Origin of the sequence: Bacillus sp. CECT 9360, assembly GCF_918741275.1 — a bacterium.
In the GTDB taxonomy this organism is placed as follows: Bacteria; Bacillota; Bacilli; order Bacillales; family DSM-1321; genus Peribacillus.
Map to the genome: position 1 here is coordinate 154,447 of NZ_CAKKNA010000009.1, position 12,204 is coordinate 166,650.

The 12,204-nt window shown below is 41.9% G+C and carries 12 protein-coding genes; all 12 read left to right on the forward strand.

Features of this window, described 5'->3' with window-relative positions; translation table 11 throughout:
- Positions 1 to 90: 90 nt before the first annotated feature.
- Positions 91 to 1,392, forward strand: a complete 1,302-nt coding sequence (locus LQ216_RS12865) for a folylpolyglutamate synthase/dihydrofolate synthase family protein (RefSeq protein ID WP_230129868.1) — start codon at positions 91 to 93, stop codon at positions 1,390 to 1,392.
- Positions 1,393 to 1,516: 124 nt separating this feature from the next.
- Positions 1,517 to 3,229, forward strand: coding sequence for a sensor domain-containing diguanylate cyclase (locus LQ216_RS12870; RefSeq protein WP_230129869.1), 1,713 nt, complete (start codon positions 1,517 to 1,519; stop codon positions 3,227 to 3,229).
- Between the two features lie 120 nt (positions 3,230 to 3,349).
- Positions 3,350 to 4,096 (forward strand): A24 family peptidase, encoded by a 747-nt coding sequence (locus tag LQ216_RS12875; protein WP_230129870.1) that lies wholly within the window; start codon positions 3,350 to 3,352, stop codon positions 4,094 to 4,096.
- 143 nt (positions 4,097 to 4,239) lie between these two features.
- Positions 4,240 to 5,211: an SPOR domain-containing protein gene (locus LQ216_RS12880; RefSeq protein WP_230129871.1), complete on the forward strand. Its 972-nt coding sequence runs from the start codon at positions 4,240 to 4,242 to the stop codon at positions 5,209 to 5,211.
- Positions 5,212 to 5,422: 211 nt separating this feature from the next.
- A complete protein-coding gene (locus LQ216_RS12885; RefSeq protein ID WP_230129872.1) occupies positions 5,423 to 5,983 on the forward strand; it encodes a Maf family protein in 561 nt (186 codons plus the stop codon).
- 59 nt (positions 5,984 to 6,042) lie between these two features.
- The gene (gene radC, locus LQ216_RS12890) at positions 6,043 to 6,717 is read left to right on the forward strand and encodes a DNA repair protein RadC (protein ID WP_230129873.1); all 675 of its coding nucleotides are present in this window, start codon (positions 6,043 to 6,045) and stop codon (positions 6,715 to 6,717) included.
- A gap of 146 nt (positions 6,718 to 6,863) precedes the next feature.
- Positions 6,864 to 7,877 carry a rod shape-determining protein gene (locus LQ216_RS12895; protein ID WP_230129874.1) on the forward strand — a complete coding sequence of 338 codons (1,014 nt, stop codon included), beginning with the start codon at positions 6,864 to 6,866 and terminating at the stop codon, positions 7,875 to 7,877.
- Positions 7,878 to 7,970: 93 nt separating this feature from the next.
- Positions 7,971 to 8,873 carry a rod shape-determining protein MreC gene (mreC, locus tag LQ216_RS12900; RefSeq protein WP_230129875.1) on the forward strand — a complete coding sequence of 301 codons (903 nt, stop codon included), beginning with the start codon at positions 7,971 to 7,973 and terminating at the stop codon, positions 8,871 to 8,873.
- Positions 8,870 to 9,376, forward strand: coding sequence for a rod shape-determining protein MreD (gene mreD / locus LQ216_RS12905; protein WP_230129876.1), 507 nt, complete (start codon positions 8,870 to 8,872; stop codon positions 9,374 to 9,376). Before mreC ends, mreD begins: the two co-directional genes overlap by 4 nt.
- Positions 9,377 to 9,472: 96 nt before the next feature.
- Positions 9,473 to 10,156, forward strand: a complete 684-nt coding sequence (gene minC / locus LQ216_RS12910) for a septum site-determining protein MinC (protein ID WP_230129877.1) — start codon at positions 9,473 to 9,475, stop codon at positions 10,154 to 10,156.
- Positions 10,157 to 10,158: 2 nt separating this feature from the next.
- Positions 10,159 to 10,962 carry a septum site-determining protein MinD gene (minD, locus tag LQ216_RS12915; RefSeq protein ID WP_230129878.1) on the forward strand — a complete coding sequence of 268 codons (804 nt, stop codon included), beginning with the start codon at positions 10,159 to 10,161 and terminating at the stop codon, positions 10,960 to 10,962.
- Between the two features lie 203 nt (positions 10,963 to 11,165).
- Positions 11,166 to 12,134, forward strand: coding sequence for a nuclease-related domain-containing protein (locus tag LQ216_RS12920; RefSeq protein WP_230129879.1), 969 nt, complete (start codon positions 11,166 to 11,168; stop codon positions 12,132 to 12,134).
- Positions 12,135 to 12,204: the final 70 nt, after the last annotated feature.

The following is a 12,204-nucleotide window of genomic DNA, read 5'->3' on the forward strand; positions in this document are numbered from 1 at the left end:
CACTTCCTTTGTCAGGTAAATAGGCTACATATAGATGATATAATTGTAAAGGATATTTTGAAACAAAGTAAGTGGTTTGGAGGCATTTATATGCAGAAAGAGACAATGGCTGAAATAAATGAGTACTTGCATAACAGGCAGCTTCAACTGGGGATGGATTTCGGCCTTACACGAATGGAAACGCTTCTCACCTGTTTGGACAATCCGCACCACCATATGAAATTCGTACATATTGCAGGCTCGAACGGAAAAGGTTCGACCTTGAATTATCTGAAGGAAATTCTCCAAGCGGAAGGAATACGTACCGGTGCGTTTACTTCCCCGTACTTAGAATCGGTGAATGAACAGCTCTCAATAAATCAATCGATGATCAGTGACCGGGAATTTATTTCACTTTTTAATCAAGTACATAATGCGGTTGAAGCAATGGATCGGTCGGGAAATGGTCCGACTCAGTTCGAAATACTAACGGCCATGGCTTTTTTATATTTTAAACAAAAAGAAGCTGATATTGTTTTGCTTGAAACAGGGCTTGGAGGCAGGCTCGATTCAACCAACGTGGTGACCCCGGTACTGTCGATCATCACTTCGATCTCTTTAGAGCATACGGGCATTCTAGGCCAGTCAATGGAAGAGATAGCGAGAGAAAAGGCAGGCATCATCAAAAAGGAAGTACCGGTGATCAGCGGCGCGGCAGAACAAGCCATACAGGATAAGGCTGTAGCAGAAAATGCCAGACTCTATCAGTTGAATAAGGACTTTTTCATAGAAAACCTAGGCAGTGAAGGAAGCATGCAGAGATTTTCCTATCATTTCGAAAGATACACACTTGATGAAATTGAGCTTGGGATGTTGGGGAAGCACCAGGCTGAGAACGCGTCCCTCGCTCTAACGGCGATCTTGCTGATGAATGAACGACAGCAGTATTCAATCCGTGAAGAAAGCATTCGAAAAGGATTGCGCCATGCAGTGTGGAGTGCCCGTTTTGAGCTGGTATCAAAGCAGCCTTTAATTGTATTGGATGGTGCCCACAATCCCGCAGGCATGTCCGCTTTAATAGAAACATTGCAAAATTATTATCCTGATAAAGGATTCCGATTTGTTTTCGCCGCACTGAAAGACAAGAACTATCAGGAAATGATAGCAGCCCTTGACCAAAAAGCTGAAAATATCATTTTTACCGAGTTTCCGCACGAACGTGCCGCTGCTGCGGAGTTGCTCTATGAATGCAGCAAGACGGAAAATATAAGGGTGATGAAGGATTGGCAAGAGGCGATCGATCATTCTTTGGGAAACGAAATGGATAATGAAGTGCTAATCATAACTGGTTCGCTATATTTTCTATCGCTGGCGAGGCCATATCTGATTGAAAAACTTCATGGGAAATATTGAAAAAAAACTCGAGCTTTCGATGTGACAAATTTGAGAATATTTGCTAAAATTAACTAAAATGCGGACTTTTTTACTAGTTTTATTTAAAATGACCTAGGAAATAAGGTGGAGAGGGGGGGTTGTAATGGAGGTCGAAAAGCATAAACGGATGGGTGTTTGGCTATTATGGCTCTTGATTGTTCCCGGGGGGATCTTGCTGACATTTCATTATGATCCTCCGCACATCAACGGTCATGAATGGGACATTTTCGCCTTCCTTGTTTTAATGTGCATCCTGGCGTTAATCCCGATGATTATTAATAATACGCAAATCTCGGCTTTTCAAGGAGTTTCCCTTGCCGTCTTCCTCATATATGGCTTGGCTGTTGAGATGTTGGTGACACAAATTTCCTTCATCTTTATGCTGTCGATGCTGAGACTTAGACGGAGTGAAATTTATCGACTGCCGCTTAATTCGCTGATTTTTTTCCTAGTTTGTTTAGTAAGCGGTCTTATTTACTACGCAATCGGAGGAACCCATGACTATAGTACTGTAGTTCATCCATCCAATTTATGGATGATATTCGTCTATCTTTTTTCTTATTTTTTCTTGAATACTTTTTTGGTTACAGTAGCCAGGTATTTTTTAATGAATCAGAAACTTGAGCCATTTACCAAAGATACAATATGGGATATGATTTCTTCTTTGGTCGTACTTCCCATCGGTATTATTTTCTATGATTTGTACCAGCAACTGGGGTACCTTGCAATCTTGTTTGGCGGGGTCCCTTTAATAGGGATCGCTTTCGTCATGAGGCTCTATAACTCGTCACAGGGAATTAACAGACGACTAAAAAAAGCCAGTGAAATTGGACATCAGCTTACTCAAAGGCTGCAGGTTGAAGAAGTTCTTCATCTTTTTGTCGAGAAAATTTCAACGATTCTTCCGTCCGAACAGACATACATTTTCGATGTTTTTAATAAGGAAGACAAAATTCGCCTCCTTCGTTATGCTGAGCAAGGGATCGAACAAGAGAAAGAAATACAGCCGTTTGCAATTAATGCAGGAATATGCGGATTTGTACGGATAACCAAACAGGGAATCATCTATAACTCGAAGAAAGAGTGGAAGCATCTTGATAGAGGAGGTTTCCTACCCAAAACAACACAAAGTGTCCTGGCTGTCCCGATTGTCCGCAATTCTCTCGTCGAAGGTATATTAATCCTGGCTTCAGGGAAGAAGCGGGCATATGAGCAAAATCAATTAATGATTATGAATATTTTGTGCTCCTATTTAGGGGTGGCGATAGAAAATGCCCGTCATGTAGAAGAAACAAAAAAACAAAGTGAACGCTGTGCTTTGACCAATCTCTATAATTATCGATATTTCGAAACAGCCATTGAGGAGGAATTTAACAAGGAATATAGCAATCTTTCATTAATTCTTTTAGACATCGATCATTTTAAATCTATCAATGATAACTATGGGCACCAGGCTGGAAATGAAATCTTGATCGAGCTGGCGGGGCGTCTTGAGCTATTGATTGCGAATAAAGGAGTCCTTGCCCGTTATGGAGGGGAAGAGTTTGTGATTCTCTTGCCCAATGTCGATAAGGCGGCGGCGTATGATTTTGCTGAATTTATCAGGGAATCCATTGCGATCCAGCCCTTCTCTGTATACTCAGATTTAGATGAGCTCCGCAGTAAAGTTCTTATTCCAGTTACCGCAAGCATTGGTGTCGCATCAGCGCCCGATGACGCAGAAGATGCGCAAACGTTAATTCGCCACGCAGACCGAGCCATGTACACCGGCGCTAAGAAAGCGGGCAGGAATAAAGTTGCCGAATATGTAGGATGACAAGACAAAAGCGACTGGGCTTTTGTCTTTTTACTTTTTTAAAATTGGTATTTTATAGAAATTAATAGAAAAATATTGTATGATAAATCTATAAAAACGGTAAAGGAACCTACTATTCATATGACTCTTATTTATATGTACTTATTCATACTCGGTCTGGTGTTGGGATCTTTTTATAATGTCGTTGGCCTGCGGGTTCCTGAAAATATTTCAATCGTGAGGCCTGGCTCACATTGTCCGGCATGCCATAGAAATTTAGGAAAATTGGATTTGATACCGGTTTTCTCTTATCTCTTTCTCCGTGGAAAGTGCCGAGGCTGCGGCAAAAAGATTTCCATGATATATCCTGCTGTCGAACTTATGACCGGATTATTATTCATGGTGGCTTGCTATCAGTTCGGGCTGGGCGGTGAATTGCTAGTGGCGCTCACTTTTATTTCGCTTTTGACGATTATTTTTGTGTCGGATGTTTTCTACATGGTTATCCCTGATAAAGTGCTTTTATTTTTTATTCCCCTTATTCTTCTCGAGAGATTATTCGTGCCCCTGGATCCATGGTGGGATATGTTCGTAGGCGCTTTTACGGGTTTTGCGCTTTTATACCTAATCGTGATAATAAGCAAGGGTGGAATGGGTGTGGGAGATGCAAAACTATTTTTTGTTATCGGTCTAGTGCTCGGTCTGAGGTTGACGCTTCTGTCTCTCGTTCTAGCAATATTTATTGGAGCTGTTTATGGCATTTTCGGCATGCTCGTGGGCAAATACAAGAAAAAACAAGCCATTCCGTTTGGGCCTTTCATCGCTGCTGGCGCCTTTGTCTCCTTATTTTATGGAGATGCTTTAATCAATTGGTACCTAAACATTTAAATTTACAGATACAAAACTTCATATCGAACTTCCCGCCAGAAAAATTTGACGAAACCTATTAAGTACAAGGCGACAAAAGTCTTGTTCTTTTTTTTTGTCCCTGTGATAGGATGAGAAAAATGAGGTCGAAGGGAGCCTGTACAATGGACAAGTCCGGGAACAGAAAAAGTATTACAATCAAGATCAATGGACAGGAAAAAACATTCGAGGAAAACAAGAAAGACAGGCTCAATCCGGAGAATCAACTCGCTGCAACAAGGGAGAAGGCGGAGGAAGAAAGTTTTGATTGGATATTGCCTGATCACGATGATGAAGAGAAAAACGAAATAATAAATCCTGTCCCCTTTAAAAAAAGGATATATACTTTCGGAGGCAAAACGACAAACCATGAAAAAAATAGGTTCAGTCTGATTGCTATACTTTGCGCTGTTCTTTTAGGGACATGCTTTGGCCTTATTATCTTAAAAACAATCACAACTGATGACGGAACAACCGCAACTGAAAGAGCTCCGGCGGCCGTTGCTCCTAAGGAAACGCAATCCGCAGAAAGTATAAATACAAACCTAAAAACATATATGGTCCAAGGAGGGGTTTTCAGTACGGAGAACAGCGCCCGCGAGCTTCAGAAAAATATTAAACAAAAAGGCGTGCCAGCAGAAATTTTCGCATTGGACGAGAAGTATTACATATTTGTGGGGACGGCCGGAAGCCTGGAGGACAGTAAGGGGCTTGCTTCTTATCATAAACAAAACCAAGTCGATGCTTTCTGGAAGGAAGTATCATTTTCAGCTGCGATAAAGGGTGGTAAAAAAGAAAAAGAACTTTTGAACGAAATGTCCACGCTCTACGGCACATTATCGCAATTTACCTCGGGTCTTTTGAATGGTACCGTATCGACGGCGGATCAAGAGGTTCTCAGCAAGCAAATAAAGGCCGTTAACAACAGTGCCGAAAACGTATCAGCGGAAGCACTCGTAAATATGAAAAAAAATATCTCTTCATCAGCCGAGCTTCTCAATAAATATCAATCTTCAAAAGATCCTGAGCAATTAATCCTTGCCCAGGAACAGCTTCTGCTCTACTTAAAGGGCTATCAAAGCATCGGAGCAAGCTGATAATCACTAGATGTTTATTTTCTGGGAAATATCTCGCGTATTGTCGAAAAAAGGGATTTGGGTTATACATGATCAGGTACAAAAGTCATGTAATACCACAGATTCTTTTTTTATAAAGAAATATCTTGTCAAAGATTGTTAGTTCTTCTGTAATTTGTTACTATAAGTGTGTATCTCCCAAAACTGCTTTTAGTGAGGTAAGGTGGAATTCATGCATCGGTTGATATTAGCTTCTTCATCACCGCGTCGTAAGGAACTTCTCCAATTTCTCCAAATTCCCTTTCAAACGATTCACGCCAATGTTGATGAAAGCATTGACTCTGGTTTGACTGCCGAAGAGGCTGTCCAAGATCTGGCATTGAGAAAAGCAGCGAATATCGCAACTGAACATAAAGAAAGCTGTGTCATTGGCTCGGACACGATCGTTGTGGTTGACGGCGAAATTTTAGGAAAGCCTATCGATCGTGCAGACGCGAAAAAAACGTTGGAATTGCTTTCAGGAAGAACACACTCTGTGTATACGGGTGTGGCTATCATCAGTGATAAAAACAGGACCGTTTTTGCAGAAAAAACGGAAGTAACCTTTTGGGAGTTGTCTGACGAAGAAATTGAAACCTATCTCGAAACAGGAGAACCATTTGACAAAGCGGGCAGCTACGGTATACAGGGATACGGTTCACTTCTCGTGAAAGGAATCACCGGTGACTATTATACGGTGATGGGCCTTCCGGTAGCCAGATTATCCCGTGAATTAAAGCGTCATGTGTTGTAGGGTTTTTCTTTAGGCGGCATTCGGGTCCCATACAAAAAGTATGAGAGGATGTTGGATCAATGCTAATTCGCGACGTTCCGAAAGAAGAAAGACCCCGGGAACGATTTTTACAGGAGGGAGCCAGGAGCCTTTCTACACAAGAACTTCTTGCGCTCTTGCTTAGAACCGGAACCAAGGATGAATCAGTCATTCAGCTGGCGAACCGGTTAATCAGCACATTTGAAGGATTACGGCTGTTAAAGGATGCTTCCATTGAAGAAATTACGGCGATTAAAGGAATCGGAGAAGCAAAGGCGATTCAGATTCTCGCATCCGTAGAGCTTGGCAGAAGAGTCAGCAATTTAAATTACAATGACCGCTATGTGATTCGTTCTCCCCAAGATTGTGCAAACTATTGCATGGAAGAAATGCGGTTTTTATCTCAGGAGCATTTTGTTTGCTTGTATTTAAACACAAAGAACCAAGTGCTGCATAGGAAAACTATTTTTATCGGCAGCTTAAACGCCTCCATCGTACATCCTCGCGAGGTATTTAAAGAAGCTTTTCGCCGTTCGGCGGCCTCTATCATTTGTCTTCATAACCACCCTTCAGGAGACCCCACTCCAAGCAGAGAAGATATCGAAGTAACGAAAAGGCTAGCTGAATGCGGTAAAATAATTGGCATAGACCTGCTCGACCATGTTATCATCGGTGAGCAAAAGTATGTCAGTCTAAAGGAAAAAGGTTATTTATGACACTACCAAAATCTTTAACGATGCGATATAATAATGTTTATGATTTTTGGGGGAATTTTTTTAAAGTCTTCTGTTCTGGAAAGAATATCTGGAATTAAATTGAATTCTTACTATAAAAGCAATCGTTATGAAAGGGAGATACCAGAATGTTGGGAATTGGCACTAGAGATATTGGAATTGACTTAGGGACGGCAAATACGCTCGTTTATGTAAAAGGAAAAGGCATCGTTGTGAGGGAGCCATCCGTAGTGGCGTTCCAAACGGATACTAAAAGCATTGTAGCGGTCGGGAATGATGCAAAGAATATGATTGGCCGTACACCGGGAAATGTGGTTGCAATGCGCCCAATGAAAGATGGAGTCATTGCTGATTACGAGACAACAGCAACGATGATGAAATATTACATGAAACAAGCCCAGAACAAAGGCGTTTTTGCCCGTAAGCCTTATGTAATGGTCTGCGTGCCATCCGGAATCACGGCTGTAGAAGAAAGAGCTGTCATTGACGCGACAAGACAGGCGGGGGCCCGTGATGCTTACACGATCGAAGAACCGTTTGCTGCTGCAATTGGTGCGGATCTTCCAGTTTGGGAACCTACAGGAAGCATGGTCGTCGATATCGGAGGCGGAACGACTGAAGTGGCAATCATTTCACTTGGCGGTATTGTTACAAGCCAGTCCATCCGCATTGCCGGTGATGAAATGGATGATGCCATCATCAGCTATATCCGCAAAAATTATAACCTGATGATCGGTGACCGTACGTCAGAAAACATCAAGGTTGAAATTGGCTCTGCAGGAGTCAATGAAGGGATCGGCAGTATGGAAATTCGCGGACGCGACTTGCTTACTGGACTTCCAAAAACGATTGAAGTCTCGGCTGAGGAAATTGCAAGAGCGCTTCATGACACAGTATCTGCGATTATCGATTCCGTGAAGAACACTTTGGAAAAAACTCCGCCTGAACTGGCGTCCGATATCATGGACCGTGGCATTGTTTTGACCGGAGGTGGTGCTTTGCTGCGTAATTTGGACAAAGTCATCAGTGAAGAAACGAATATGCCTGTCCTGATTGCGGAAAACCCGCTCGATTGTGTTGCAATCGGAACAGGAAAAGCATTAGATCATATTCATTTGTTTAAGAATAAAGCAACAAGATAATTTTTTAACGGGGGACTCCTTTGGGGTATCCCCGTTTAAAGCTATGTCCAATACATTTAGGAAACAACTCAGGAATAGATAGAGGTGAAAACCATGCCACAGTTTTTCAATAAAAGATTAATATTATTGCTATTAGGTATAATCGTGCTCGTGGCATTGATCGGGTTTTCGTTAAGGGAGAGAGAAGAGTTATCCTGGCCGGAACAATTTATGAAAGATACAACCGGCTGGTTTCAAAATGCTTTTCATAAGCCCGTATCATCAGTGACGGGGTTTGTTGAAAATCTGAGCGATCTTCAAGATACACATGAAGAAAATAAAAAGCTGAAATCCCGATTAGATGAATATGTCAAATTGAAGACAGAGGTTCAGGACCTTAAGAAAGAAAACGAGGATATGCGAAAAATCCTTGATAAGGAAGACGATGACCTGAGGGAAGGTACACATATTCAGGCTACTGTCATCGGACGAAACCCGGCTCGCTGGAATGAAATGATCACAATCAATAAGGGAACTTTGCACGGAGTGGAGCCGAATATGGCGGTCGAAACATCACAAGGCATAATCGGTAAAATAAAAAGCAGTAATAAATTCACGTCTTCCGTTCAGCTCTTAAGTTCGATTGATCCGACCAATCGCGTTTCCGCAGTCATCCAGGGCGACGAGGATGCCTATGGAGTAATCGAAGGCTATGATAAGAAAACACAACGATTGCTCTTAAAACGTATTCCGTATGATAAAAAGATAAAAAAGGGTTCCAACGTCATTACCTCCGGTTATGGCGGCGTGTTCCCGAGGGGCCTTGTTGTCGGAAAAGTTATCGAGGTGAAGCCCGATCAATTTGGTTTAAATCAAACCGCTTATATCGAGCCTGCGACAGATTTCTATGATATTAGAAATGTGATCATTGTAAAAAGTAATATTCCACAGGCAGCAGAAGATCAGCTAGAAGAAGAACTGCCTGATGAAGGGCTGGAGGGGGATGATGGGCAATGAGCCGTTTCGTCCTCCCTCTGATTGCTTTTCTGTTTTTTATTTTTGAAAGCATTTTCGCCAATATATTTTCAGGAAGCGACCGGATTTTCGTTCCCCGTTTTATTATGATGTTCATTGCTTTTTTAACGATTTACGGCTCTAAGAAGTCGGGTGTTTTATACGGGCTTATTCTAGGGATCGGTTATGATGTCGTCTATACGGAAATATTAGGGATTTATACATTTTTATTGCCGACGCTGGCATACTTGATTTCCAAGGCGATGAATGTGCTACAGTCGAATTTATTGATCGCGATTCTCGTTTCGGTCTTTTTCGTTGGTATGCTCGAAGTGGTTGATTATCAAATGAATGTGTTAATTGGTTTTGCACAGATGAGCTATCCGGAGTTTGCTCAAATGAGACTCTTGCCGACATTGTTGCTTAACCTGGGTATCATCATCATTATTTCATATCCTTTAAGATTGTTAATAGAGAAATACGAAATAGAAGTGGACAACGATTAATGGAAAGATTTTTTCTTTCTCTTTTTCCTTACACGAGAAAAAGGAAATTTGTTACGCGATGTCGAATTATATTTTCATTGAGGTGAAACTGGCGCCATGAATAAAAGAAGTCAACAAAATGTAATGATAAAAGGCACAAAAGACGGGCTGACGTTGCATCTCGATGATTCCTGTTCCTTTTCCGAGTTGTTAAAAGAGCTAGAAAAAAAGCTTTCCGCTAACTATCAATTCCAGGAAAGCGACCCGTTAATCGCAGTAAAAGTACATACTGGCAACAGATATTTATCAAAGGATCAAAGAGAAAAGATAAAAGACTTGATCCGCCAAAAAAAGAAACTTGTTGTCGATGACATCCTTTCCAATGTCATGACCTTGGATGCGGCTAAGCAATGGAAGGACGAAAACCAAATTACGACTGCCGTAACAATTGTCCGGTCCGGTCAGGTTTTTAAGGTGGAGGGTGATCTTTTACTAATAGGTGACATTAACCCCGGGGGTACCGTCGTCGCTGGGGGAAATATTTACATCATGGGAGTTTTAAAAGGCATTGCCCATGCCGGAGTAGGTGGAAATAATGGAGCCGTCATTGCAGCTTCTGTCATGAAACCGGCACAGCTGAGAATCAACGATATCGTCAACCGCGCCCCTGATAGCTACACAGAGGACGGACATGACATGGAATGCGCGTTTATTGATGAAAACCATCAGATTATCGTTGAAAAATTGCGAGTTCTGAAGAAACATAGACCTGATTTAAATAGATTAGAAGGGGGACTCTAATTGTGGGAGAGGCAATAGTTATTACTTCCGGCAAAGGTGGAGTGGGCAAGACAACTACTACTGCTAACTTGGGAATATCCTTGGCCATTTTTGGCAAAAAGGTATGCTTAATCGACACGGATATCGGTCTGCGCAATTTAGATGTTGTCATGGGTCTTGAAAATCGGATTATCTACGATTTAGTCGATGTAGTAGAGGAACGATGCAAGATTCATCAGGCTCTTGTCAAAGATAAACGATTCGATGACTTGCTATATTTGCTGCCGGCAGCCCAGACAAGCGACAAATCTGCGGTTAATCCGAACCAGATGAAGAAACTTGTCGAGGAACTAAAGCAGGACTATGATTATATCCTCATTGACTGCCCTGCCGGAATTGAACAAGGCTTCAAGAATGCGATCGCAGGAGCTGACAAAGCGATTGTTGTGACCACTCCTGAAACGTCTGCAGTACGGGACGCAGACCGGATCATCGGCTTGCTCGAAAAAGAGGAAGACATAGAGCAGCCCAAACTAGTCATCAATCGAATCCGCAGCCACATGCTCAAAAATGGAGAAATGCTCGACATTGACGAAATCACCGCCCATCTTTCCATTGATTTAATCGGCGTCGTAGTCGACGATGACCAAGTCATCATGGCATCCAACCAAGGAGAGCCCATCGCACTCGATCCAAATAACCGCGCATCCATCGCCTACCGCGACATTGCCAGAAGGATTCTCGGGGAATCCATCCCGCTCAAGCCACTGGAAGACGAACCCAAAGGATTCGTAGCCAAAATTAAAGCGATGTTTAGCGGACAATAGAATGAAGAGAGTGCATTCCTTTGGGGTGTGCTTTTTTTGCGGGTACTTATAGGAATTTGTTGTTGCATGATGTTGAGTGAAACCGTCCATCTGTAAGAAGTTTGTGAAAAAAGTTCAAACTATCATAGGAATTTGTTTTTACCTGCAGGATTTTCATAGGATGATGGAGAAAAACTAGTTACACGATGAAAAGGAGTGGTATTTTGATTGCCAAAAAAAGAGCGATTCCATTAAGAATCCAAATCGACGAAGCATTGCTGCGTCGCCTGCCTGAGAATCATCCGAAACGTCTCGCGGTGAAAGAAGACTTATCCAAAAGGAAAGTTGGATTTAATGGCGAAGAAAATGTAGACTTTCATTTGAAATTCCTCAACCAGAATGACTACACCACATTCCACGATCTCCGATTACAAAATGGCCAAGGTTATTTTCAAATCGACACTTTGCTTTTATCCCCCAAATTTGCCCTCATAATTGAAGTGAAAAATCTCTATGGCACTTTATTCTTCGACAAACATTTCAATCAAATGATCCGAATCGCGAACAACAAGGAGGAAGGTTTCCCAAACCCAATCATGCAAGTGGCCAGGCAAAAAATGCAACTACAAAAATGGATAGCTGAACATCATTTGCCCAATATACCTATTGAATATTTAGTTGCCATAAACGACTCAAGGACCCTTATCAAAACGGATAAAGAGAATTCAGATATTCTGGAAATCGTTTGCCACGCTGATCATATGATAAATAGGATAGCGAATATCCAAGAAAAGATCCCAAAAGTTAAATATAAACCGAATGAGTTGCAAAAACTCACCCATCTTCTAATCGGGAAACATAGTCCAAAAACAGAAGACATCTCTCAATTATACGGGATTAATAAGGATGAATTAATAACCGGGGTACAATGCCCGGATTGCAAGATAATTCCGATGGAACGCCAATCTGGCAAGTGGTATTGCCGAGCCTGCGAATTCAATTCTAAAGATGCCCATATTCAAGCAGTAGAAGACTATTTTCTTTTGGTCAATTCAACCATAACAAATCCACAACTTCGTTGGTTCCTGCATATCCCTTCGAAACACCTGGCTTCAAAACTGCTTGTCTCACTTAATTTGCCGCATATCGGGGTAGGAAGGGGGAGGATTTACTCGAAGGCTCCGCATAAATGATAAAATTCTGCTACGTTCCCGCTACAAACCTGGAAATTCGGCTACAAAAGTACAAATTTCGGCTACAAAC

Coding starts and splice junctions, on each gene's coding strand:
- LQ216_RS12865 (WP_230129868.1), top strand. CDS start 91: ATGCAGAAAGAGACAATGGCTGAAATAAATGAGTACTTGCATAACAGG.
- LQ216_RS12870 (WP_230129869.1), top strand. CDS start 1,517: ATGGAGGTCGAAAAGCATAAACGGATGGGTGTTTGGCTATTATGGCTC.
- LQ216_RS12875 (WP_230129870.1), top strand. CDS start 3,350: ATGACTCTTATTTATATGTACTTATTCATACTCGGTCTGGTGTTGGGA.
- LQ216_RS12880 (WP_230129871.1), top strand. CDS start 4,240: ATGGACAAGTCCGGGAACAGAAAAAGTATTACAATCAAGATCAATGGA.
- LQ216_RS12885 (WP_230129872.1), top strand. CDS start 5,423: ATGCATCGGTTGATATTAGCTTCTTCATCACCGCGTCGTAAGGAACTT.
- radC (WP_230129873.1), top strand. CDS start 6,043: ATGCTAATTCGCGACGTTCCGAAAGAAGAAAGACCCCGGGAACGATTT.
- LQ216_RS12895 (WP_230129874.1), top strand. CDS start 6,864: ATGTTGGGAATTGGCACTAGAGATATTGGAATTGACTTAGGGACGGCA.
- mreC (WP_230129875.1), top strand. CDS start 7,971: ATGCCACAGTTTTTCAATAAAAGATTAATATTATTGCTATTAGGTATA.
- mreD (WP_230129876.1), top strand. CDS start 8,870: ATGAGCCGTTTCGTCCTCCCTCTGATTGCTTTTCTGTTTTTTATTTTT.
- minC (WP_230129877.1), top strand. CDS start 9,473: ATGAATAAAAGAAGTCAACAAAATGTAATGATAAAAGGCACAAAAGAC.